The sequence below is a fragment of the Bifidobacterium sp. W8112 genome (genome assembly GCF_016101425.1).
GTDB classification, from domain to species: domain Bacteria; phylum Actinomycetota; class Actinomycetes; order Actinomycetales; family Bifidobacteriaceae; genus Bombiscardovia; species Bombiscardovia apousia.
Genome location: NZ_JACFQN010000001.1, coordinates 1,062,427 through 1,086,292 on the forward strand (window position 1 = coordinate 1,062,427; position 23,866 = coordinate 1,086,292).

The window sequence follows — 23,866 nt, forward strand, 5'->3', positions numbered from 1 at the left end:
TGACAAGACTGGTAGCCTCGTAAGAAGTCGTGCAGGTCCTGCGGCGGTGTGCGCGGACTGGTGAATGCAAGGATCAAGGAGTGCCGATGAGCCAGGATGATCAGAAGCAGGCCAAGGCCGGTACCGGTAAGAAGGGTACAGCAAAGCCCAAAACCGGAAAGACCAAGGCTGATGAATCCGAAAAGGACGAGTCCCGCCGACCATCATCGGCCACTCCCCCGGCTTCTGCTGCCGGCCGGACGGCATCAGGGCGTTCCGTAAGAACCGCAGCTTCTGCTGCCGGTCCGGTCAAGGCCTCTTCGACCACGCGTCCTCACGTGCCTCGGGCCCGGCGCATGCAGCTGTCCTTGACCCGGCTGGAACCTTGGTCCGTGGCCAAGGTCACCTTCCTGCTGTCCATCGCCGGGGCCATCATTCAGGTGGTGGCCGCCGCCCTGCTCTGGATTCTGCTCAACGCTATGGGGCTCTTTGACAACCTGACCCAGGTCATCTCCAAGACAGGCCTGGATGCGGGTGGTTTCGACCTGGGCCAGGTGCTGAGCTTGGGGACGGTCCTGAGCTCGGTGACCATTTTCTCTATCTTCGAGATCGTCATAGTAGTGGCTCTGGTCACCATTTTTGCCTTTCTCTACAATCTGGTCAGCTCCCTGGTTGGCGGCATCCACGTAACCTTGGGCGACGACTGAGCTCTTCGTCGGCGCAGTCAATCGGACAACAGGCCTAAGCACGATTTAGACTGGAATTGTGCTCTCGACATACCTGGACTACTTCAGCGGCTCCTTCGGCATATCTTTGGTCTTTTGGCCCCTGGCCTCGCTGATCCTGACCCTGCCCATCCTTGCCCTGATCTACAACCGCTATCACCGGCTCCGGCTGACAGCAGCCATGGCGGCTTATCTGACCGTCTTGTACCTGCTGGCCTTGGTCTTCTTCACCCTCTGGCCCATGCCCGACGACCGTGCTGCCTTCTGCGCCACCCATCATCTGACCCCCCAGCTCAATCCCATGCAGTTCCTGGCCGACCTGAGCACAGGCGGGCGGATGGCCATGCTGCAGATCCTGCTCAATGTGGCCTTCTTCCTGCCTCTGGGCTTCATCATGGGGCGGGTCTTCCGCTGGCGCTTCATCCTGGCCCTGCCGGTTGCCTTCCTGGTCTCCCTCTTCATCGAAACGGCCCAGCTGACCGGGGTTTTCGGCATCGTGGGCTGCGCCTACCGCCTCTTCGATGTGGACGACCTGATCTGGAACACTTCAGGCGCTCTGATCGGCTACCTGGTGGCCATGGTGGCCAACAAGCTCGTTCCCACTCGTCAGGCTGACGCTGCCCAGCTGGTCACCAACCCTGGGTTCATTCATCGTGCCGTCTCCCTGGCTCTGGATCTGCTTCTGGCCACCATTCTGTCCATGTCCCTGGGGATGGGCGTGACCTATGCGGTCCATCGCCTGGGCGCCTATCAGCTGGATGGTCACTATCGCTTTGGTGGATTGCTGATCGCCCCGTCCGCTCTGGATGTGTTCGGAACCGTGGTTGATCTGGCCATGCTGCTGATCTTTGAACTGCTCATACCCCTGCCCCGCCGGGGACGGACGCTGGGCGCCACCTTCACCCACATGACCGTCGAAACCAAGCAGCGGCATGGCTGGTCCCGCTTCCTCTTCTATCTGTTCAGGACTGCAGTCATCCTGGCTGTCTTCGGCCCTTGGACCGGCAAGGTTCAGACTGCGACGCGCATCCTGGCCCTGCTCCTGCTGGTCTTCTACCTGATCAAGCGGCAGATGCCCTATGACCTCTTGCCTGGGGCATCCTACCGGGAGGAGGACACCGGTGCAGAGGAATCCGCCGACGACCGGCGTGGGTGAAGCCTGACCTCGGACAGGATGATGGCGGCGAAGATGATGGCGAAGCCCAGCAGATGGGTGGCCGTCAGCTCCTCGTGCAGGACCAGTACCGAGACCAGCATGCCGAACAGGCTCTCCGAGCACAGGATCAGCGAACCCTGGGCGGCGGGGACCCTGGAGAAGGCAATGTTCTGAAAGTTCTGAGCCATCAGGGTCGAGATCAGCGTCAGATACATCATGGAACCCAGGGTCGAGGGCGTGAAGTCGGCCGCAGTGGGCAAGGGATCGAAGATCAGCGCGCAGACCAGAAAGAGCATGCCGCCGAAGAGCAGCTCCAGGTAGGTCAGCGTGGGGGCATCGAACTTCTTGGTCAGGAAACCGGTGATCACCAGGTTGACCCCGTAGAGCAGGGCGCCGGCCAGAGTCAGCAGGTCGCCAGTGCTCAGAACCAGCCCCTGTCCCCCGCCTTGGGCCGGCAGCGAGATCAGAGCCACGCCCAGGATGCAGATGGCGGCCGCGACGAAGTGCCGCAGGGCCGGCCGTCGGCGGGCCATGATCCAGACCAGGAAGGGCACGAAGATGCAGTAGGTGGCCGTCAGGAAGGAGTTGCGGCCCGGAGCGATGGTGGTCAGCCCCATCATCTGCAGGCTGAAGGCCGCCCAGTAACTGACCCCCAGAATCAGCCCCGGTACCAGGGTGTGTATGGCCCCGGTTCTGCGCAGCCGGGGCAGCAAAAAGGGTGTCATGATGACGATGGCGCAGAGGATGCGAATGCCCATCAGCCAGCGCACGGTCAGGGTCTCCATGGCAACCTTTTCGAAGGTGTATCCGGCCCCCCAGGCGGCCGCGGCCATCAGCAGCATCAGACGGGCCAGCCAGGTGGAGGGTTTCCAGGACGAAGAGGGTGCGAAGGTAGACATGTTTCGACTCTAATCGTTCCCGCCCACAAGTGAGAATTCATTCGCAACGTACAAAACGAGTAGTTCAAACTTGTTTGCTTTTTTCAAGCCAACCCCCCTGCTTGTCAGCGTTCGGCTTCAGGCAAGCGGGGTCTGCCATGCGGACATCTCCGATATCATTGAAGAACGGTGATAACGGCGGCCATGGGTCCTTGGTCGACGGGGTAAGGAGTGTGTGCCAGGATGATCAGAATCGCAGTGGTGGATGACGACTCCATCAGCTGTCGGACCATGGTCAATTACCTGAGCCGCTACCGCAAGGAACGTCAGGAAGAACTGACGGTCAGCGTCTTCACCGAAGGCAAGGCTTTTGCGGATGGCTATCGACCCGTCTATGACATCCTCCTTCTGGACATTCAGATGACCCCCATGGACGGAATCGAAGTGGCCCGCAGGGTACGCGCCCGTGACGAGTCGGTGGTCATCGTTTTCATCACCTCCGCCCCTCAGTACGCCATCAACGGCTATGAGGTGGGCGCTCTCTCATATCTGCTTAAGCCCCTGCCCTGGTTCGCCTTCTCCCAGGAGCTGGACCGGTCCATCGCCCAGGTGCGCGGCCGCGTGGACCTGTCCATCCTGATCACCGAGGGTGCCCGATCCACCAGGATCCCCCTCAAGGACATCGTTTTCATCGAATCCGTTCGCCACAGCAGCGTCATTCACACCTTGGATTCCTCACTGACCACGAACAACACGCTGAAAAGCCTGGAGGGCCAGCTGGACCAGCAAGGATTCTTCCGCTCCAACTCCTGTTACCTGGTCAACCTAGCCCATGTGACGGGCATGGAGGACCAGGACTGCATCATGTCTACCGGCCAGCGGCTACGGGTCAGCCGGCCCCGCAAGAAGGCCTTCATGACGGCTCTGACCGCCTATGTGGCAGGTCGGCCATGACCAGCACCCACATCCTCAACGCCCTGCCCGACATCCCCCGGCTCTATACGGGCATCAGCGAGTGGCTGGGTTGCTTGGTCTATCTGCTGGCCATCGGCGTGCGGACATCACGCCTGAGAATGACGGTTGTGCTTCTGCCTGGTCTGGCCGTGCTCATCGGGGTCCAATACTGGGCCGGCACCCTGCCTATCGCCTTCTGGATCATCAGCATGTGTCTGGCCGTGGCCTGCATGTATGCCATCATCATGCTGGCTTCGGGGTTGAGGGCGCTGGACGGGGCCTATCTGCTGGCCCGTGCCTTCGTCCTGGCCGAGCTGGTTGCCTCCCTGCACTGGCAGCTGGATTCCTTCATGCGTCCTTCCAACCACAGCCTGTACGACCCGGCGTCCTTGATCCTGCTGGTGCTGATCTACGGGGGCGTAGGACTGCTGGCCTGGGTGGCGGAACGGCGCAACTTCGCCGATGCCCAGCCTTCTGTGCCAGGACGCAGCGTCTTCATAGCCGCGGTCATCGCTGTGGTTACCTTCGCCATGTCCAACCTGAGTTTCGTTTCCACCAACACCCCCTTCTCCGGTCGGGTCGGCCTGGAGGTCTTCTACATCCGCACGCTGGTGGATCTGTGCGGCTTCGCCATGCTCTACGCCCAGCAGGAACAGCTGCGGGAGAGCCATACCAGCGCCGAGCTGGCTTCCATCAACGCCCGGGCTTACAGCCAGCATCGGGAGTACATACGATCCAAGGAAAATCTGGAGGCCATGGGCAGGCTCGCCCACGACCTCAAGCATCAGATCGCCGCCTTGCGCTCGCAGATGGACCCTGAGCGCAAGTCCCAGGATTTCGAGGAGCTGGAGGCTGCGGTCGGGCGGTACGGGTCCCAGCAGCACACCGGCAACCCCATCCTGGACGTGGTCATGTCAACCAAGGAGCGCATCTGCTCCGAAGAGGGGATCACCCTGACCATGGTGGCCGAGGGCTCCCTCTTGGAGGGGATGTCGCCCATGGATGTCTCCACCCTCTTCGGCAACGCCTTGGACAATGCCATTGAGGCTTTGAGGAAGGTTGAGGAACCCGACCGCCGCCTGATCAAGGTGGCCCTGTATGCCCGGGGACAATTCGTGGTGATTCGCATTGAAAACTACTTCGCATCGCCCCTGAATTGGAAAGGCAATGGCGAGCTGGCCACCACCAAGACCAGGACTGAGGATGGCCTGCATGGCTACGGGGTCAAGTCCATTCGGCACATAGCTCACCGCTATCAGGGCGAGATGACCCTGCGGACCGAACATCACTGGTTCAGCCTCTGTGTACTCCTGCCGCGGGTGGGCGATCAGTTGAAGCCCATGGCGGCTTCGGCGGCCTTATAACCTAGACGGATGGCCAAGCGACCGGGCCTGCCCGGCATGTTGATCATCCGGCAGAGCAGGGTGGAGCGCACGTCGGAGGCGATGACGGGGGAGCGGTGCTCTAGCCTTCGCCAGAGCATGTCCTTGTTTCGGTAGTTGCTGGGCTTGCGAGAGAGAATCAGGAAGACCGAGGTCACCACGCAGTTAATGGACAGATAGTGGATCATATAACGATAAAGTCCACGGGGAACCGTCCCTGGTTCAGGCGTGGAGTCAGCCATGAGCCCGTTGACCAGCAGCAGTTGTGAAACCCGGGCGATCATGATCGAGGTCTGCACTGACTGGCCCTGACGGCCGGTGTGGTAACGGTAGAAATCCGTGTCCAGGTAGAGCAGGGTGTGCACCCAGGGCAGGGGCTGATAGGAGTAGATGAAGTCCACGTAATAGGTGTGCTCGGGCAGGCGGGTGTGGGCCTGGCGGAGCACCTCGGTGCGCAGGATCAGGGCATGCATGATCATGTACTGGGCCAGCCCGAACCGCCGCAAATGGTTCCAGTCCAGCACCCGTCCCGGGTCCATGACGCTGCGGAAGTTGATGACCCGCTTATGCTTGCGGCCTTCCTTTTCATAGACATAGTTGGTGACCATCATGTCCACCGGATTCGAACGTCGCGACTGGTTGCGCAGTTGGTCCAGAACCAGACTCAGGGAGGTCGGGTCCACCCAGTCGTCGGCATCGACCACCTTGATATAACTGCCCCGGGCGGCTGCCAGACCCGTGTTGACCGCGCCGCCGTGGCCCTTGTTGGTCTGGCTGATCAGGCGGACAGTGTGCGGGTGGCGTGCCTGGTATGACTTCACCACCTGCGCTGTGGCATCGGTGGATCCGTCGTCGACCACGATGACCTCCAGATCGTCCCCCTCCCGGCTCAGGAGCGAATCCAGGCAGGTCGGCAGATGCTGGGCCATGTTGTAGGCGGGGACGATGAAGGTGAGAACGGGCGGGCTCGTGGAGGCCGGTCGGTCAGCTGTCATGAACGATCACTTCGCAAAAGAATGGGTCGGCGGGGTTGCCGGCGGGGTTGCCGTAATCCCGTCGGCGGCCGTTGTATGCGACCACTGTACATGATGGGTTTGAGGAAAAGGCCCCGCCCCTCTGGCTGCCGATGCATGCCGGTTCATTGACAGCCGGGGGAGTGGGGCCAGAATTTTACTGGGCGCTCGCCTCTGATTCGGTGGGCTCCTGACGGAAGATGACCTTGAAGATGGGGAAGAAGACCCAGAAGGAGATGGCCGAGTTGATGATCATGGTGACCAGATCAGCAATGGTGGTCCCCAGGCTGCCCCAGTTCAGGGTGTGCTGGAAGAAGCCGTAGATGGGGTCCTTGTACCAGCCCTGCAGCGCCGCCGCGATGATGGTGATGATCACGTAGGCCACCAGGTACCAGAAGGCCGCCTTCCAGACCGAGGAGTTGGACTTGAAGGTGATGTTGCGCTGGAGGAAGAAGTTGATGATCTGGGCGATCAGCAGGGTGATCTCCACCGCGAGGAAGTAGGCCAGGCCGCCCCCGCCGCCGTGGCCGATGGACCCGGCTGCGTAATCGAACAGGTAGTAGGGCTTGCCGCCGACGGTCCCCATGCGCCAGATCTGGAAGTTGGTGCCCACCAGGGAGGTGCCGTTGAAGATGGCCTTGAGCACAGGCATGAGCACCAGCTGCAGGACGGTGACCCCGTTGGACAGGATGAAGAAGACGATGAACTGGGCCAGGGTGGTGTGCCGGTCGCTGAACCGCCGCCACCAGCGGACGATCGCCCACTGCGAGGCCGTTGTCGTCTTCCCCTGGGCCGGCTGTCCGGCCTGCTGGCTGTGCTGATCACTCATGATTGAGCTCCTTTCCGGTCCTGCGGTTGGCAGCCATGTTCCTGAAGAATCCAGCGATGAATCCGCCCAGCCCCCTCCATAGGTGGCCGTTGGGAATGCGGACGATGGCCTCGACCATGGCCGTGTCGATCAGCCCGTTGGTCATCTTGGCCATGGCCCTGGGGGGCATGTTGAGCAGGAAGAGGGTGTTCAGGTCGGGGTTGCCGGTCTTGGCTTCGTGGCGTCTCTCGCTCTTGGCCAGGAAGTTGGCCACGAACCTGGCCAGGGCGCTTCTGGAGTCCTTCCAGGATGAGAGCGGATCGTTGACGCCGAAGGTGCTGACGGTGCCCTGTCGGACCACCGGGTGGCCGAAGAGCGCTGTCACAGCGGCATCGTCGACTTCCTTGACCCGGCCGGTCAGGTAGGCGCCCAAGGCAGGGTCGGGATTCTGCGGGTCGACGGTGCCCTGGACGCTCAGGTGCCCGCTCAGCTCCATGGTGCGCGCGTCGGATCCGATCATGATGGTCCAGTCGCCGGACTCGACCTGCCAGGAGTTGCTGGCCGTATCGAAGTGCCGGAAGGTCGTCTGGTCGAAGTCGATGCGGACCTGGGTTGACTGGCCGGCCTCCAGGCTGACCTTTTTGAAGCCCTTCAGTTCGCGGACTGGCCTGAGCACGCCGCCCTTGGGCGCCTGGACGTAGAGCTGGGGAACAGTGGCCCCCTGCCTGTCCGAATCATTGGTCAGGGTGAAGGCGACTCCCTTGTCGTCCACGGTCAGATCGGCGTAGGCGAAGTGTGCATAAGACAGGCCGTATCCGAAGGGGAAGCGTTCCTCCACGTCGGCGGTCAGGTAGTAGCGGTAGCCGACGAAGGGGCCCTCCCGGTAGATCGACTCGTGCGCGGGGTCGGGGTACCAGTCGGCGCTGGGGCAGTCGGCATAGGACTTGGGCCAGGTTTCCGCCAGATGGCCGGAGGGGTTGACCCGGCCGGTCAGGATGTTCAGGGTGGCTGATGCTCCAGCCTGTCCGGACAGTCCTATGTAGAGGACGGCATCGCACTGGTCGATCCAGTCGGTGGTGACGGGGGAGCCTGCCACCAGGACGACCACCAGGGGCTTGTCCGTCGCACCAAGGGCCTTGATCAGGTCGACCTGGTTGCTGGGAATGTCCATGTGGGAACGGTCCAGACCCTCGGATTCGCTGCGTTCATCCAGGCCCACGCAGGCGACAATCACGTCAGCCTGGCCAGCCGCAGCCACGGCCTGATCGATCAAAGAGTGGTTCTTCTCGCCATGGCGTTCGTAGCCCTGGCTGTAGGAGGCCAGCTCCAGTCCGTCGCCGTTGCCCTGCCTAAGCAGGTCCAGCATGCTCTCCTGCTTGGCTGCGTTGACCTTTGAGGATCCGGATCCTTGGAACCTTGCGGTTTTGGCCATATCCCCGACCAGGGCGACCCGGGTGCCGGCGGCCAGTGGCAGGCGTCCCTCCCGGTTGACCAGAAGGACGGCGGATCCCTCGGCGATGCTCCGTGCCACCTGATGGTGGTCCCGTATCTGATCCGCGGTCAGATTCCCATCAGGATCCATGTCAGAGTGGTAGGTCAGCTTGGCCAGCCGCGCCACCTCTTCGGCCCGGGCGTTCAGGTCGGCTTCGTCCAGTCGACCCTCCTGCACGGCCTTGGCAACCTGTCGGACGGAGTCATATCCGGCCTGGGGCATCTCCAGGGAGGAGCCGTTGGCGGCTGCGGCGACCGCGCTGTTGGAGCCGCCCCAATCCGAGACCACCATGCCGTCGAAGCCCCACTCTTTGCGCAGGATGTCCTTGAGCAGGTGGGGATTCTCGTTGGCATAGGTGCCGTTGACCATGTTGTATGAGGTCATGATGGCCCAGGGGTGGGCCTGGCGCACGGCGATCTCGAATCCGGTCAGATAGAGCTCGCGCATGGTGCGCTCGTCCACCACGGAGTCAGATGCCTGGCGGCGCAGCTCCTGGCTGTTCATGGCGAAGTGCTTGGGGGTGGCGGCCACGCCCTGGGACTGGATGCCTTCGATCAGGCCTGCAGCCATATGACCGGCCACCTGGGGATCCTCGGAATAGTATTCAAAGTTTCTGCCGCACAGGGGGTTGCGCTTGATGTTCATGCCCGGACCCAGAACCATGTTGACGCCCAGGCTCCTGGCCTCGCTACCCAGCGCCTGGCCCATGGTCTTGGCCAGCTCCGGGTCCCATGAGCAGGCCACGGTGCCCGCTGTAGGGAAGCAGGTGGCGGGCTTGGACTTGCCCATGCCCAGGTTGTCCCCTGATCCGGTCTGGCGGCGCAGGCCGTGCGGGCCGTCGCTCAGGACCATGCTCGGGATGCCCGCCCTCTTCAAGGCACGGGTTGCCCAGGTGGATTTTCCGGAGAGCAGCGATGCCCGTTCCAGAACTGTCAGATCCTTGACTTCCATAGTGTTCCCTCTCTGTGACGGGGGCCGATCCTGCTGCGGGAACCCTCGTTGCTTCCACAATCGGCCTCGGACTGGTACTGAATTTTCATTATTCCCCGACTGCCGAGGCCTGCTCGAGCGGGTTGCATAACCTGTTGTTTTCCTGGCATGAATGCTGCCTGGGCGTCAACGGGGGTGTCGATCCGCTCCTCGGCCGACGGTGCATAGGTCCGTCCGCCGAGGAGCAGATCAACAGAGATGGAGGATCAGGCCGTCGGCCCTTGGTCGGAGCTGTCCTCGGACGGTGTGGTCTCCATGCTGGCCGGATCCTGGGCGCGGGTCTGCCGGGCGTCGTCCGCCAGATCGCTCAGGGTGCCCACATCCACAGCGCTGCGACGTGCCTTGAACCTTCTGAAGGCCAGGTACTCCAGGGCCAGGAAGATCAGGGCCAGCACAACCAGTGCCACGTAGAGGGCGATCTGCCAGGCAGGGGTCTGCACCTTGGGGTCGCCATTGGCGTACTTGTAGCCATGTACGACCGTGTAGAGGATGTTGTGGCTAGCCTGGCGCATGGCCTTGACCGAGGTGGCGCTCTTGTCCTTGACGTGGTTGGTCACCTCGGTGGTGGCCAGCATGGCGTCGTTCCCGTTGCGGATCAACTGGTCGGCGTTCTGGTAACCATAGACGCCGAAGTAGTCGGTCAGAACCATGCCGCGGAAGCCCCACTCACCGCGCAGTACATCCTGCATCAGCGGCGCATAGGCGGCCACGTAGGTGGTGCCGACGTAGTTGAATGAGCTCATGGCAGCCTGGGCACCGCCCTTGACTACAGCAGCCTGGAATGGCTTCAGGTAGATCTCGCGGATGGTCTGCTCGTTGGCCCAGGTGGCCAGCATGTTGTTGCGGTTGGTCTCCTGGTCGTTCATGGCGAAGTGCTTCATGAAGGAGTAGACGCCCTTGGACCGAGCTGCTGCGACCTCGTTGGATCCCATGACTGCATTGATTTCGGGGTCTTCGGAGAAGTACTCGAAGTTACGTCCGGAGAAGGCGCTGCGGTGGATGTTGAAGGCCGGCGCATACCAGCCGGAGACATCCATGTCATGGGCCATGGTGCCGATCATCTCGCCGTAGCGGGTGGCCAGACCGGGGTTCCAGGTGCAGGCCATGGAGGTGGATGAGGGGAAGCCCAGGGAACCGACCTTGGTGAAGTTGTTGTTCAGGGCAGCGGGGCCGTCGGCATCGGTGAGCTCGATCTTGCCGATGCCCTTGACAGCTTGGGTGCCATAGCCACTCATGGCGATCAGACTGTCCATGTCCTTGACGCTGAGCTGGTCCAGCAGCTTGTCCCACATGGGGTCGTCGTACTTCTTGTCGCGCAGCTGGTAGAGCCTGACATTGTTCTTGGCACCTGTCGTGGGCATCTTGTCGCTGTCGTTGTCGAACTTCTTGGGGTCGTAGTTGCTGTTGTTGTAGAAGTGGGCCTTGGCCTCCTCGGGCATCTCGGTGCTCTTGGGCGCCGCCACGGCATCCTCATAGTTGGCGAAGTGGTTGGCCCTGGACAGATAGGTCGCCGTGCCCTTGGCATCGTCGAACCTGTTGGTGGCTGCAACCTTGTCGACGGAGCGAGGATTGCTCTTGTCATAGGTGACCGTATGGGCGATGTTGACCGTGTCGGACTGGATTGGACGGTGGGAGTCGGATCGGATGGAGATGCCGTAGTCGCCCTGGTCCAGCACGTAGGCCTTGGCATGGTCGGCATCATAGGAGGCCATGTCCTCGTCCTTGAAGCTCACCGGGATGGTCTGGCTCTTGCCGGGATTCAGGATTTTGGTCTTCTTGAAGGAGACTAGGTTGGCGCTGGCCTTCTCGATGCCCCCGTTGGTGTAGGGAGGCTCGAAGTAGGTCTGGACCGTATCGCGGCCGGCCTTGGCGCCGGTGTTGGTGACGGTCACATCAAAGGAGATCTTCCCGTCAGCATGATGGATCGATCCCATCTTCTGGCTGAAGGTGGTGTACGACAGGCCGTATCCGAAGGGGTACTGGACCATCTGGTCGTAGTTGATCAGGCCTTCCTTGGCCGCAGTCTCCCAGAAGCGGTAGCCCACGTAAATGCCTTCGTTGTAGTCCACGAAGGTAGGCGTAGTGGTTTCGGGCTTGCCGGTGAACCCGGTGAAGGTGGCCTTGTGGTCGTCCATATTGGTGTAGGTGAATGAGCCGAAGTTGTTGTAGGTCGGCGTCTTGGTCAGGTCGCGCACGAAGGTGTCAGAGGTCTTGCCTGAGGGATTGACCTTGCCTTTCAGGACCTCGCCCAGGGCGGTGAAGCCGGCCTGCCCCGGGGGCGGGCACCAGAGGACGGACTTGATCTGCGGATATTGACCCACGAAGTTCAGGTTGAAGGTGTTGGCGCCGTTGTAGACCAGGACCACCTTGTCGAAGGAGCTGGTGACCTTGGCGATCATGTCGTTTTCGGGCTTGGACAGCTCCAGGAAGCTCTGGCCCTGCTTGAAGTCCGGATTGGCCTTGTCGTTGTCGTGATAGGTGATGTCCTTGGCCTTCATGTCCTTCGGCAGGTCGGCGCCCTCGCCGCCCACTCGACCGATGACCACCACGGCGGTGTCGGAGAACTGCTTGGCATCATCCATGAGCTTGCTGGTGTACTTGTCGGCCGTGGGTTCGGGCAGGGTCCAGTCCTGGGCGAACATCTCGACCTTGGGACGGTCCGCGCGGTACTTGGTATAGAAGTCGCTCAGCTCCTTGTTGGTCTTCAGACCGGCTGAGGAGATGCCGTCAAGCAGGCTGGTGGTGGGGTTGTCTGCCGACATGGAGCCGGAGCCTGTGCCGCCGTAGACGGGGTTGGTCGAGGCCCAGCCGAAGACGTTGACCTTGTCGGACTTCAGGGGGAGTGTGCCATCCGAATTCTGCAGCATGGTGACGGACTCACGCTGGATGTCCTTGGCCAGGTTCCGGGCTGCGGTAACGGTCGCCGGCTGCAGCTCGTGCTTGCTGGTGGACTTGGTGATCAGGTTGGACAAGGGTCCAAGGAGCATGGTCGCCAGGGCTGCGACGACAGCCACAAAGGCCACCAGCCAGGACTGGGAGTGGATCATCTTTCGGTTGGCTACGTTTTTGACGGTGTGCTTGTTCACGGCGATCGTGATCAGCAGGGCCAGTACCAGAAAGACGCCGATAACCACCAGCTGGGGTATCAGCGACTTGAGTACGGCGACCACATCGCTCAGATTGACACTGAACATGTTCGCTACTTTCCTCTGTTCTCTGCCGAAGCTTCACCCGGTCACGACTATGGGCCGGTCACGCAGCAGACGGAGCATTTGAACTGTGATCCGCCTCCTGGGTGGGCGAGCGACCTTCAGCTGCATCGACACGCCTTTATGCCACAATTTCAGTTAATCATTTACGACGTGTTTCTGTGGCTGCACATGCGCGAACTGTCGAATTCGCCGCATAACCTGATTTGTTTCGCGGCGTGTATTTGCGTGTGCGAAGTGGCGCGACACCCCTTTGGGGAAAGCAAGTATAGGTCAAGTATAGGTTTGAAAATCAGAGAGACGGGTGTGATGGGAACGATTCTCGCACTCTGTGTCACTACGATCTAGGAACCCCGGTCGACTCTCGTTCGATCAGGTGGCCTGGTAGCTCAACCAGCCTGTTCCAGTCATCGGTTCTGCCTCGCCCTTGATCGACATCGTCGATTTCCGTTTTCAATAGGTCGAAGGCCTTTTCTCCGGCCTTGAAGAAATCCTGATGGATCGTCGTCAGGGAGGGATTCCAGATCTTGGCAATAGGATGATCGTCGAAGCCTGCTACTGATACATCTTCGGGCACTCGTCGGCCCACATCGTTGAGGCCTCGGATGATGCCCATGCCGATCTCGTCATTGCCGGCAAAAATGGCGGTGACCTCAGGCTTTCGTCCCAAGGCTGACCCTATGCGCTTGCCGGACTCTGGATCCCAATCAGCCTTTATGGGTGCTGGTGCCGGCACTCCGGCATCCTCACAGGCGGATCTCCATCCGGCCAGGCGGCTGTATCCGCCAGCGCCACCGGGAATGCTGACGTGATACACGGTTTTGTGTCCCAACCCCAACAGATAGGAGGTTACCGCATACCCTCCGTCGCGCTCCTGCATGGAAATTTGAGTGACATCCGATTTCCGGTTGCCGGCAATGAGGATGATGGGCAGATCCTTGTTCACGTAAGCGAAAGCATCGTCGCTAACCTGATCGTAATCAAGGAGTACAATGCCTGCCGGATTCTGGTCCAAAATCGATTGGATGCGCTGGCGTGATTGCTCGCCCGCCTCTGGGCTCAGAACTCCGATATTCAATGTGTACCCAGCCTTTTGCGCTCTTTCCTCGATGCCAAAGATGGTCTGCGATTGGCCGAACAGAGTGGTATTTGTCGAGAGAACAGCGATGGTTTTGGTCCGTTCCTTAACCAAGGCTCTGGCAATAGGATTGGGGCGGTAGCGTAGGAGCTTCACAGCTTTGGCAATTCTGTCGCGTTTTTCCCTGCTGACCCGTTCTGGGCTGTTGAGGTACCGGGACACAGTGGGAACAGAAACTTGGGCCAGGACAGCAACGTCTTTGATGGATGCCGGTTTATTGTGATCGACCGTCCTAGCCATAGCAACTCCCATACCCATATGCCGCCTTGTGCCTGACCATCGGATGGAATTCACGCATACCTGCAGAATCAGACTGACGGAGCGACATCTGTTCGTCCGTCCTTTTGGCCGACTGCCACTGCCGTCGACTTCCGGCCACTTCATAGTACATGAGGAGGCCGGACGCGGGCGGTGTCATGCTGATACCCTGCCGTCGGCTTCCGGCCTCCTCATTCGGTCTACTTCACTGCTCCACCGGTGATGCCTGAAATGATCTTGCGCTGTGCCAAGGCGAAGATGATCAGCAGTGGCAGGCTCATCAGAATGATATAGGCGAAGATCAGATGCCAGTTGTTCAGGTAGAGTCCGGCAGAGGCGATGTTGTAGAGATTCAGCGGCAACAGATCCATCTTGCCGGAAAGTATGAAGAGCGAGTAGAAGACGTCGTTCCAGATATAGAGGGTGACCAGAATGGTTGCTGTGGCAAGAGTCGGTCCCAGGAGGGGAAGGATGATCGTGAAGAATATCCGCATAGGACTGGCCCCGTCCATGCGTGCGGCCTCTTCAAGAGAGATCGGTATCGTCCGGATGAATCCAGTGACGAAGAAGATAACCGTAGACAGGTAGATTCCGACGTAGACCCCGATCATTCCCAGAGCTGTCCCTGATAGGCCGATGATCTTGAGCAGCATCATAACGGTCACCACTGCCGGCGGCAGGACAAGGCCAGAGATGGAAAGGGCGTACACCACAGTCATTGGCTTGGTGGCTCGACGGGCAAGTACCCAGGATGCCATAGAGCCGAGCAACAGAGCCAGAAAGACCGAGGGCACCGTAACGATCACCGATCCGAAGAAAGCCTTGATCATTTTGCCATCGGTGATGACGGTCGAGAAGTTCTGCAAGAGCTGCCAATGGCTGGGCAGGCTCATCGTGGGGCGGATCGCCTCGGCCTGGCTTTTTCCGGCCGTAACGATGAGCAGCCAGAAAGGAACGCCCAAGAGAACCAGCATGACCAGAACCACCAGTACCGCATGGACGATGGTGCCGGTTTTGGATCGTTTGTTCACAGTTGTGCTGCTTTGGGCCTGGGTGGCCGTATCCGGCGTGTAGGTTGCCGATGTCATAGGATCTTTGCCTCTCTTCTCCGCAGGTAGATGATCAGGGGGATGGCGATGATCATCACCATGACAAACAGGACCAGGCTCATGGTTGTCGACTGCGAGTAGAGTCCCTGACCGAAGGTTCTCCAAATAAAGATGTTCAGTATTTCTGTAGATCCACCAGGTCCTCCTGCTGTAGTCGCCTGGACAATGTCAAAGCCGTTCATCGAGCCCAGGAGTGATGTGGCGACATTGAAAGTGAATGCTGGAGCCAGCAGCGGGAACTTGATCTTCCAGAATATCTGGCTTTTGCTGGCGCCATCAATGCTTGCAGCTTCCAAAACGTCCGGATCGATGGTTTTGAGTCCGGCCAGGAAGATCAGCATAGACAAGCCCATCCATTTCCATCCGTGGATTGCTGCGACAAGAACGATGGTCCATGTGGTGTTACCCAGCCAAGCCAGGTCGATTGTCCGTCCCAGGAAGAAGGAGAGTATCTGATTGAGGGCGCCATCAGATTTGAGCACGGCCTGCCATATGTAGCCAACCGCTAGGGCCGACATGATGACTGGGACGAAGAACATGACGCGAGCGAACCTGTTGAGGCGGGTGTCTTCTTCGAGAAAGACCGCCAGGATCAAGCCGAAGGTGTTCTGGAATATGGCCACGAGAATGGCATAGACCAGGGTGATGCGCAGGTCCCGCATCAAGGTGCCCGAACGGAACAGATCGACGAAATTGCGTACCCCGTTGAAATCAATCGTCTTGCCAAAGGCTGACCAGTTGGTGAAGGCGTAGATGAAATTCATGATCGTCGGAATGAAGAAGAAGATCAGCAGGACCACAAATGCCGGAATGACGAATTGCAGCGGGTAGTTCTGCTTCATAAGCGTTTTGATGGGATTGACGGGGGTGATCAATCTGTTCCTTCTTCGCCCTCCGTGAGGTGTGACCCCCTCGGTTGCATGGTTTACCATACTTATCTGCTTTTCCTTCCATGAGATGGGCATCAGGATCAGGAGCGCCGGCCCCGATGCCCATCCGATGTCGTGCATGATGACCGCTTCCGGCTGTTGCCTTGGTGTGAGCAGCTGCCGGAAGCAGGACAAAGACAGGAACCTTTAGAAGTTCTTGGCCCCCTGTGCTTTAGCCAATTGAGCGAACTGGTCCTGGGTCGCCTTGGTCACATCCTGGGGCGACTTCGTGCCGTTGACCATATCGGCCAAATTGATGTAAAGATCAGGATTGGCTATGGCCAGGGACTGCATGGAGCCTACGCCGGTCTTGATCGCAGCTGCGGAATCAATCAAGGCTTGGGGAACCGAATCAGGGGACTTAACCCCCTTCAGTACGGAGATGATCTTCTGGTCCTTGACGAAGTCTGCGTATCCGGTGCTCATCCAGTAATTGATGAGCTGACGAGCGGCGGCTTCCTTTTTGCTGTCCTTGCTCTTAAAGGCCACCAGCGCGTTGTTCTGTTCGGGGATGATGGTTCCGACATTCCCATCCTTGGAAATGGGGAAGAAGCCGATTCTTTCGTCCAAGGCCTGTTTATCATTCTTGGCCAGAGCCGCCACGGCGTTGAACAGCGAATTGACCTGGATGATCATTCCGGTCTTGCCGTCCCAGAGCGCTGCGGCCTGGTCGGTGTCCTTGGCTGATCCTGCGTCCTTGTTATAGAGGCCCTCATCAAAGAGCTGCTTGTAGTTGTCGACTGCGGTCTGAATGGTTTTGTCGGTGAACTTCTCTTTTCCGGTATTGATGCGGTCCCAGAGGCCGTTCTGAGCCGCCTCGGCCAGTTGGACGGATACCGCGTACTGGGTACCCCATTGTGAGCCTGCCATTTCGAACAGGGGGGAGTTCACTCCAGGGACATTGGCCGCTTTGATCTTCTTAGCGGTCTCGACCAGGTCGTTCCAATTTTTAGGTGTCTCGGTGATACCGGCCTTCTTGAAGACTTCCTTGTTGTAGAAGACGCCCTCAACTGGCGGGGTGGAGAAAAGAGCCGCATAACGGGTGCCGTCCACTACGCCACCGGCATCGGCGATGCCCTGGGTGTAGTTCTTTACCCAAGGCGCATTATCGAGCTTTTGCAGCTTATCCTGGGCGATAAAACCAGCCAGCATGGACTTGGTGGGCTGCCAGAAGGCCAGGTCGGGTGTATCTCCAGTCGTGATCTTCGTCTGGACATTCTGCTCGTACGGATCAGGAATGGTCTGGACATCGATTTTGGCACCCGTAGCCTTCTCGAAGTTCGAGACCACTTTCAGCGGAATCTTGTTGGAGTTCTGGGCTACCCACATCTTCAGCTCGACTCCGTCGAGTTTTTGCGTTGCCGAAGGCCAATAATCCTTAGAGCTTGTATCGGCACTGTCACTGCTGCCAGTCGAGGGATTCGAGCACCCGACCAGAGAGAAAACCATTGCACCCGTCAGGGCGATGGCCGCGCCGACTCGGGTTGTGTTGAATATCTTCATTGAAATTCCTTTCCTAGGTTCCACGATCCTTCGTGGAACCTTCTGCCCATCATGAATGGCTACTCGGAAACCCCGGTTTGTAGGTGTTGACGCCTGCCGGTAATTCCTTAAAGACGACTTTGACCTTGGGCCTCCTTTCTTGTGACTAATATGGTTCGGGACGTGAATCGACGCTCTGGCGCTTGCAAACGCAGCTTGGCAGCGTTCTGGTCCCAAAGGATTTTCCATGGCGCGAATCGTTCGCCTGTGGGGAAGATGGTATGAATGTCAACGGCTGAGTCGGCGAAATCAGGCAGGGATAAGACCACATTGCTTTCTTCGCCGGCAGGGTTTCGAGCCCACACCGTCACTAGTGCGCTCTGGTCATAGCGAAGACCGAGGGCCAGTGCCTTGTCTGTCCATCCGGGCAGTCCCATGGGCCAAAAAGGAACAGCTCTGGAAACGATGGGCTGTATGTGATACTTGTAGGTCTGTACGGCCTGGGCAATCAGGTTGCGCTGGTCCTCATCCATTGCATTGAGAAAGCCCGAAATGAACAATCTGCCCAGCATGCTGGTGTTCAGGTTGAAGGCGATCTCTTCCAAGCTCATGGAAGCTTGTGGATAGGCCCAGTTGGCCGTCTGCTCCGGCACGGTCATCATTGGTGAAGATGCTGCGATCGGTGGATAGAGACGATAATCCTGCTGGTCCGAAGTTGATTGGACACGGAAGTGACTGGTCTGCATGAAATCTTCGCGCATGCCACCTGAGGAGCAGTTCTCAAGAATTAGATTTGGATAACGCTCATGCAAAGCATCCAACCAGCCGCAGTAGGCCCGATTGTGACCTAGAAGCCCGTCTCCTAGGCTGTCGGCTTGATTGTCGGTGCCGGCTCCTGGAGAGACGTTGTAGTCGAACTTAAAGTAGCCGATGCCGAATTCGCCGATAAGTCTGTCGACGACCGAGTCCATATACTCTCGAGCCTTATCAGCTCGGAAGTCCAATAGGTAACGGTCCTGTTCGACGACACGACGACCATTGCGCTGGAAAAAGGCTGTGTTTGGCAGAGCGGCGGCGATAGGGCTACGCACGCCCACGACCTCAGGTTCCATCCACAGACCGGGAACCATGCCACGCGAGACAATGGCATCAATCACCTCGGCGAATCCCCCTGGGAAGCGCGTCGTGGAAGGTTTCCATTCGCCCACTGACGGCCACCAATCGCCGGAATCGTCATACCAGCCGCAGTCGATGCAGAAGACCTGGGCGCCCACTTCAGCTGCGCTGTCGATAAGGGGAAGCAGCTTCTCGGTGGTCGGGTCGCCGTTGATGGTATTCATGTAGTCGTTGAAAACCACTAGCGGATATTGGTCCTTGGCCACGTGCGTGCCGAAAGTCCGCCGATAAGCGATCAGGGAATCGTAGGCCGATTGAAAGGAAGAGGCCAGAGTGACCGAGGCTGGTACGGACGTAAAGGTTTGCCCCGGTGCAAGGCATTTTGACCAGGAGTGATCTTCATTTGTGGGTCCGGATAAAGCCATGTATCCATCGACGGTGTAGTCGCCGACCTCCCATCGCCAAGCTCCGTTGTGCTCGACTTGGAAAATCCAAGTGGCTGTATGGCTCTTGTTGCATAGGACCGCGAGCGGGGCCTGGTGACCGGTTGACCACGTGCCTGTGGAGATCGCTTTGTACTCGTTACGTGGATTGTTGCCAGTCAGTTCCTGTGAGAGTTGAGGGAAGAGATCCTCGGTTTTTTCAGAGTGCCAGCGGTTTTCGCCCAACCAGGCGAAAGCGCCATGAAGAAGTTTCCAGCTGCCTGCATCCTGCTGTGCTCCGGGCGTGGATCCGAACAGACTGACCCAACTAGTGACTGATTCGAGGCTGATCGGGCGGTTTCCGATATTGGTCACTGTTACAAAGGTTCGAAACGTGGTCTGATTCGTAGGAAGTTGATAGGTCACGTCAGCTTGAAGACCGGCGGTACGGTTCTCCATTCGTACGTGCAACGAATTGATACCGTTTTCAGATTTGTCAGAATGATGAGAAACGTATCGCATGCCAGCCCCGATTGAAGTGCTGACCAGCCTTTCGCAGGCAATCCAATGACCGAAGCCAGCGGCCATGATCTCCACAAGGGGCAGATTGTCGTCGATCCTCATGTCCACATCATCCGACGTAATCCGACCTATGCTGACCGGAGCGTCGTCATCCCAATGGAAAAACAAGGATAGACGATTATTACCCCATTGAAAGTCATGTGTCATGATGTCCTCTGCCATATGATTACAGCCCAGTCGGGTGTCGGTGGAGATCGTGGTGACCGATAACCGCAAACAACCTTCCCTGCTTATTTGCTGATCGCCTCTCTGTGGTCTTGGAGAATGTTCATATCCCTATGACCACGAAGGTCGATCCCTAAAAACACAGAGTAATTTGAAAACGTTATCGAGTCAATTAAGCGTGTCGTTTCTGTCGGGTTGCAGGTGTGTCTGCCGGCGATGCCGGTCTTCCTGTGGCTATCGGAATGGGGAATGGCCACAGGAAAGCCGTTAATTCGACTAAGCCTCACAGTATGCACAGTATGTCATGACTGTTTGCCGTGAGAATGCTGGACCATCATGAAAGCCAGAACGGAAGTTCCTACAAGCACGATGGTTGTAAGGAGGATGAGCGTAACTGCAGACCCTGTGGATGAAAGTCGGAATTCCTGACCTTTTTGTCCTGCTGCTTTCGCGCTCGACCTAGGTTTAGCTTTTGAATCGTTCGCGGTTGACGCATCTGCGGATGTCGCCGGAATCACCTGAAGACGGAAGGACGAGCTGGCACTTCCGGAACTTGCTGTGATCGTGCAGTTGCCAACCTCAAGGGCAGACAGGATGCCTTGGGGGTCTACCGTTGCTATGCGTGGATCCGATGTGGACCAGGTGATGGCGGCATCAGATGATCTCTGCGAATCTGTGGCGGTCAACTGCAATTTCTGGCCCTTACGCAGTGTCATTCGGCCCTGAGCCAGACCGGGGGCATGGATGGTGACTGAACCTGGTTCTGATGGGTGGGACTCTAGGTCTTCGGATGTCGGCGTCCCGATGATTTCAGGGTAGAAAATCAGGGAGTCGATATTCGGTGCCACTCCCCAGGAGACAGCGCCTCTGCCCGTTCCAGCCGGATCCCAGTTCCCCAGTGATAGGGCCCCTCCATTCGTGGATACCTGCAGCGAACGGTTCAAGAAGCTTCTGTCGGAATAGGTATACCTAAACGAACCTCTGGCAAGTTCGGGGCCGTGGCCATCCCCCTGGCGGATTTGCAGTCCGAGGTCCACGATTTGCGGGTTATAGTCGTGCTTGCCGATGAAGGCATCGTTGGAGAATCTGACGGCCACCATATAGTCCCCACGAGGAACCGTGCCTGCCGGAATGGTCATGATGCCGGGATTGTGCGTATTCACCTTTGGTCTGTTGTTGCTATTCTCAACCACTACACGGGTGCGATCGCCGTATCCGGCTGGGCCGCTTTCAGCAGTGGTGAACTGATTTCCCAGGCCGATCACGTATTGGTGGTTTTCGGCATTGGACGAATTCTCAGTGATCGCGCTCGCTCCGCCGTTCAATTGTTGATCCTCTGCCTGAAGGGAGATGGCAGAGTGACGCAGATCCTTGGATGCGGCGACCTGAACATCGCGTAGACTCACGCCTGTTCCCGAAAGGTCCAGACTGTTGATGCCTTCACTCAGTGCCACCTCAAGACTGGTCGATTGCAGACCTGAGTAGGCGGCAGTGATTCCCGGGAGGGTTTTTCCATTCATGTTCAGGGCAATCGGTGTTCCTTTGGCGGCCCGATAGACGAGTTTGATCGTGTGGCATCCCTGGGACCAGCCGTGGATGAAGGCATGAGCATGGCCTGATCGAAGTTCGGCGAACCCGCGACTGCCTTCATTGGAGAAATCGAGCGAGGCTCCGCCGGCAAGGCGAAATTGCGTAGCTGGGTAGTCTACGGCATCGCTGGTTCCATCGCGATCCTCGGGAATCCTGTACAGGAGGAACTTGTCAAGGGTGTTATCCAAGGCCGTCGACCCATGGATACTGATGATGTGTCGTCCTTGAGTAAGGTTCATCTCCAGCTGAGTGCTTCCCCTATACAGCCATTTCGCGGCATCTTTCATGGCAAGTTCGGCGTGATAGTCCAATTCGCCAACGGCTTTGGAGTCCACGCTGACCTTATTAGTCCCTGGGAATCCTGTGTTTCCGCTGATTACCTGCAGCCTGTATTTGCCGTCGGCAGGGGTTTGGACTTCCCAGTCAGCTGTGGCCCCATCCTTGAAGTTGCCGACATCACCGTTGCCGGACGTCATGAAGTAGCTCCACCCATTGCCCGAAGGTGTTTTGTCGTAAGCACGGGCGCCGCCGGATAATTTGGTCCGTTCAGCTTCTGTGACTTGAAGGTTTCGGCCCAATTGGTCATCCGTGCGCAGTGACCGGTCCTGGTGTGGCGTGACTACGAGTTGGTATGAGGCATACCGGTCTACGCTGGTTGTGGTGACATCGAGTGTGCCATTGTGTACCTGAGCATTTGAGATCGCATTTACCACGCGGGGGGATGCAGCGATGCCGTCTGGTCCTGTAAAAGTATTCTCGCGCACTTCGACATCCACTGTGGAGCCGAATCCTGCCTTGTCTAATCCAGTTAGGTGTACGGTCACCGGAATGTTGGCCCCTGTGTTCTTCACTTGATCAGCATTTTCGTCATTGGCGCCTCCGTACAAGACTGTTCCCTTGTGGTTGGTAGCATTCAACGCCCCTATGCCCTGGAGCGAGTCGATCTTGTTGCGGTGCCCGGAATCCACAGAGACGGTCTGATCTCCTCGTAGATCTCCGTACCATTTGAACTGCCACCAGCCTGCATTGGCGGCGTTGGCATTGGCCATATTGTCTGATAAGTTGCCTGCATAGTTCCAGTAGGCGGTCTCGGCCTGGACCTTGGTGTCCTCGAACATGCTCATCCATTGCACAAGTTGACCTGGCACAGACATGTCGCGTAGCTCTCCGTACTCGGTAATGTTGATCTTTCTGGCAGGCACGCCGATGTCCTTTTCCAAAGCGCGATAATTCGCGTAGTGGGTGCGATAATTCTGCAGGCTTTCTTTGCCCAGCTCATGCCAAACGAAGACATCCGGCAGGGTTCCCTCTGCCTTGGTATGGCGCAAAAAGGCCTCTGATCTATTCTGTCTGAAGGATGAGTCCCCAGGGCCGGCTATGCGGGCGTGCTCGGCTGTGGGGCGCACCTTGCTCGGCTTCTCGCCAGTCTTGTATTGTTGCCAGATGGCTTCTATCAGTCGGTAGTCTGTGTCCCAGTCATTGAGGAAAGTCGTTTTAAACAGCGGGTTCTGGGCATCGTCGCCTGTGTAGTACCAGTTGCCTCCGTCTGGCTCGTTGAAGGGGATAAAAGTGTATTGGTCAGGATGCTCTGATTGGGACAGTATCTTATTGACGACGATTTCGACGACTTCGCTATAATCCCAGCGCCCATTGGGCTCATCGCTGTAAGTGCCATACCTGGGATCGCTGACGGGCACATTAGTTACATATGACCGGTCATCGCCTGGGCGTGAACCATGGTTATAGGACCAATCTGGGTAATAATCTTGCATGTATACTGCCAGTTCTCGTCCTCCATTAGCAAAGAACTGACCCTCCAAAGCCAGGGCGTCTCCGCTGGGGTGTTGGGAACCTGTTGGCGGTTTCTGTGAGGAATTCTCCACACGGGCGCCGTCGAGAATGGCATCTGTCGGCGATCCTTCGTCGCCCAAGCCGTACAGGGTTCCCGAAGCTCCGCCGAGGAAATTCCCGGTTATCTTGCCCATATCGACTTGGAGGACTTGCGCTGGTTTGGCTTCATCGGCGTAGGCTGCTGGCAGAACGCATGTTCCGGTCAGCAGGCCCGCGCTCACTGCTAATGCTATAAGTGTCTGATATTTTCCCATGATGCGTTTCTTTCATCGGAATGCAAAGCAATCGCTAGATTCGGATAGTTCGGGATCCGAGTGAGTGATGCTGAGAACTACATTGTTCACGCGTTGGCCGTCTGATCCTCAACGGCGAGGTCATAATCGGCTTGGGTGCGCTGGTATGTGCAAGGCTCCTTTCATTTCAATGTTGGTTCTGTCTCGTGAATGCCCATCGATGGCATCATCGACGCGACTAAAAACAGCATATTGTGAAAACGTTCTATCGTCAAATATGAGCTTCTATAGAGTTATAAAACCCACGAGAGAATAGGCTTTCTCTAGAGACCCTATTTTATATAGATAACGTTCTCATAATTGAGAATATAGCAATATTTATTGAGTGCAGGGGTAGGCGATCTC

15 protein-coding genes are annotated in these 23,866 nt (G+C 58.1%); 4 read left to right on the plus strand and 11 right to left on the minus strand.

The annotated features are described in order from the left end of the window. Positions 1 to 86: 86 nt before the first annotated feature. Positions 87 to 686 (plus strand): DUF3566 domain-containing protein, encoded by a 600-nt coding sequence (locus H3T92_RS04330; protein WP_144084800.1) that lies wholly within the window; start codon positions 87 to 89, stop codon positions 684 to 686. A gap of 58 nt (positions 687 to 744) precedes the next feature. Then, positions 745 to 1,860 carry a VanZ family protein gene (locus tag H3T92_RS04335; protein WP_144084799.1) on the plus strand — a complete coding sequence of 372 codons (1,116 nt, stop codon included), beginning with the start codon at positions 745 to 747 and terminating at the stop codon, positions 1,858 to 1,860. On the opposite strand, the gene H3T92_RS04340 is transcribed toward H3T92_RS04335, so the two are convergent. Then, the gene (locus H3T92_RS04340) at positions 1,806 to 2,759 is read right to left on the minus strand and encodes a DMT family transporter (RefSeq protein WP_121914851.1); all 954 of its coding nucleotides are present in this window, start codon (positions 2,757 to 2,759) and stop codon (positions 1,806 to 1,808) included. The two genes, H3T92_RS04335 and H3T92_RS04340, sit on opposite strands and share 55 nt — an antisense overlap. Before the next feature lie 222 nt (positions 2,760 to 2,981). On the opposite strand from H3T92_RS04340, the gene H3T92_RS04345 reads away from it, so the two are divergent. Then, complete coding sequence (locus H3T92_RS04345) at positions 2,982 to 3,692, plus strand: LytR/AlgR family response regulator transcription factor (protein WP_144084798.1); 711 nt, start codon at positions 2,982 to 2,984, stop codon at positions 3,690 to 3,692. Beyond that, positions 3,689 to 5,056: a sensor histidine kinase gene (locus tag H3T92_RS04350; protein ID WP_144084797.1), complete on the plus strand. Its 1,368-nt coding sequence runs from the start codon at positions 3,689 to 3,691 to the stop codon at positions 5,054 to 5,056. The genes H3T92_RS04345 and H3T92_RS04350 overlap by 4 nt, the downstream gene beginning before the upstream one ends. Here H3T92_RS04350 and H3T92_RS04355 read toward each other — a convergent pair. From H3T92_RS04355 to H3T92_RS04400, 10 genes are all read right to left on the minus strand, one after another. Then, a complete protein-coding gene (locus H3T92_RS04355; RefSeq protein WP_144084796.1) occupies positions 5,020 to 6,069 on the minus strand; it encodes a glycosyltransferase family 2 protein in 1,050 nt (349 codons plus the stop codon). The genes H3T92_RS04350 and H3T92_RS04355 overlap by 37 nt on opposite strands. A gap of 175 nt (positions 6,070 to 6,244) precedes the next feature. Continuing rightward, positions 6,245 to 6,916, minus strand: a complete 672-nt coding sequence (locus tag H3T92_RS04360) for a hypothetical protein (RefSeq protein WP_198189407.1) — start codon at positions 6,914 to 6,916, stop codon at positions 6,245 to 6,247. Beyond that, positions 6,909 to 9,338, minus strand: a complete 2,430-nt coding sequence (locus H3T92_RS04365; RefSeq protein ID WP_144084795.1) for a glycoside hydrolase family 3 C-terminal domain-containing protein — start codon at positions 9,336 to 9,338, stop codon at positions 6,909 to 6,911. The genes H3T92_RS04360 and H3T92_RS04365 overlap by 8 nt, the downstream gene beginning before the upstream one ends. Before the next feature lie 245 nt (positions 9,339 to 9,583). Continuing rightward, a complete protein-coding gene (locus H3T92_RS04370) occupies positions 9,584 to 12,571 on the minus strand; it encodes a glycoside hydrolase family 3 protein (RefSeq protein ID WP_144084794.1) in 2,988 nt (995 codons plus the stop codon). A gap of 352 nt (positions 12,572 to 12,923) precedes the next feature. Further along, entirely contained in the window at positions 12,924 to 13,964 is a 1,041-nt protein-coding gene (locus H3T92_RS04375) for a LacI family DNA-binding transcriptional regulator (RefSeq protein ID WP_144084793.1), read from the minus strand. Between the two features lie 218 nt (positions 13,965 to 14,182). Further along, positions 14,183 to 15,070 carry a carbohydrate ABC transporter permease gene (locus H3T92_RS04380; RefSeq protein WP_144084792.1) on the minus strand — a complete coding sequence of 296 codons (888 nt, stop codon included), beginning with the start codon at positions 15,068 to 15,070 and terminating at the stop codon, positions 14,183 to 14,185. Further along, on the minus strand, positions 15,067 to 16,023 hold the full coding sequence (locus H3T92_RS04385; RefSeq protein ID WP_232341855.1) for a carbohydrate ABC transporter permease: 957 nt from the start codon (positions 16,021 to 16,023) through the stop codon (positions 15,067 to 15,069). The genes H3T92_RS04380 and H3T92_RS04385 overlap by 4 nt, the downstream gene beginning before the upstream one ends. A gap of 144 nt (positions 16,024 to 16,167) precedes the next feature. Beyond that, positions 16,168 to 17,523 (minus strand): ABC transporter substrate-binding protein, encoded by a 1,356-nt coding sequence (locus H3T92_RS04390; protein ID WP_144084790.1) that lies wholly within the window; start codon positions 17,521 to 17,523, stop codon positions 16,168 to 16,170. Positions 17,524 to 17,630: 107 nt separating this feature from the next. Beyond that, entirely contained in the window at positions 17,631 to 19,784 is a 2,154-nt protein-coding gene (locus H3T92_RS04395) for a glycoside hydrolase family 36 protein (protein WP_232341856.1), read from the minus strand. A gap of 305 nt (positions 19,785 to 20,089) precedes the next feature. Continuing rightward, positions 20,090 to 23,482, minus strand: a complete 3,393-nt coding sequence (locus H3T92_RS04400) for an Ig-like domain-containing protein (protein ID WP_198189408.1) — start codon at positions 23,480 to 23,482, stop codon at positions 20,090 to 20,092. Positions 23,483 to 23,866: the final 384 nt, after the last annotated feature.

Bases quoted from the DNA above. Each gene is read 5' to 3' on its own strand.
- H3T92_RS04340 (WP_121914851.1), bottom strand. From the start codon at position 2,759: ATGTCTACCTTCGCACCCTCTTCGTCCTGGAAACCCTCCACCTGGCTG.
- H3T92_RS04345 (WP_144084798.1), top strand. From the start codon at position 2,982: ATGATCAGAATCGCAGTGGTGGATGACGACTCCATCAGCTGTCGGACC.
- H3T92_RS04365 (WP_144084795.1), bottom strand. From the start codon at position 9,338: ATGGAAGTCAAGGATCTGACAGTTCTGGAACGGGCATCGCTGCTCTCC.
- H3T92_RS04385 (WP_232341855.1), bottom strand. From the start codon at position 16,023: ATGGTAAACCATGCAACCGAGGGGGTCACACCTCACGGAGGGCGAAGA.
- H3T92_RS04390 (WP_144084790.1), bottom strand. From the start codon at position 17,523: ATGAAGATATTCAACACAACCCGAGTCGGCGCGGCCATCGCCCTGACG.
- H3T92_RS04330 (WP_144084800.1), top strand. From the start codon at position 87: ATGAGCCAGGATGATCAGAAGCAGGCCAAGGCCGGTACCGGTAAGAAG.
- H3T92_RS04395 (WP_232341856.1), bottom strand. From the start codon at position 19,784: ATGGCAGAGGACATCATGACACATGACTTTCAATGGGGTAATAATCGT.
- H3T92_RS04375 (WP_144084793.1), bottom strand. From the start codon at position 13,964: ATGGCTAGGACGGTCGATCACAATAAACCGGCATCCATCAAAGACGTT.
- H3T92_RS04400 (WP_198189408.1), bottom strand. From the start codon at position 23,482: ATGGGAAAATATCAGACACTTATAGCATTAGCAGTGAGCGCGGGCCTG.
- H3T92_RS04350 (WP_144084797.1), top strand. From the start codon at position 3,689: ATGACCAGCACCCACATCCTCAACGCCCTGCCCGACATCCCCCGGCTC.
- H3T92_RS04370 (WP_144084794.1), bottom strand. From the start codon at position 12,571: ATGTTCAGTGTCAATCTGAGCGATGTGGTCGCCGTACTCAAGTCGCTG.
- H3T92_RS04355 (WP_144084796.1), bottom strand. From the start codon at position 6,069: ATGACAGCTGACCGACCGGCCTCCACGAGCCCGCCCGTTCTCACCTTC.
- H3T92_RS04360 (WP_198189407.1), bottom strand. From the start codon at position 6,916: ATGAGTGATCAGCACAGCCAGCAGGCCGGACAGCCGGCCCAGGGGAAG.
- H3T92_RS04380 (WP_144084792.1), bottom strand. From the start codon at position 15,070: ATGACATCGGCAACCTACACGCCGGATACGGCCACCCAGGCCCAAAGC.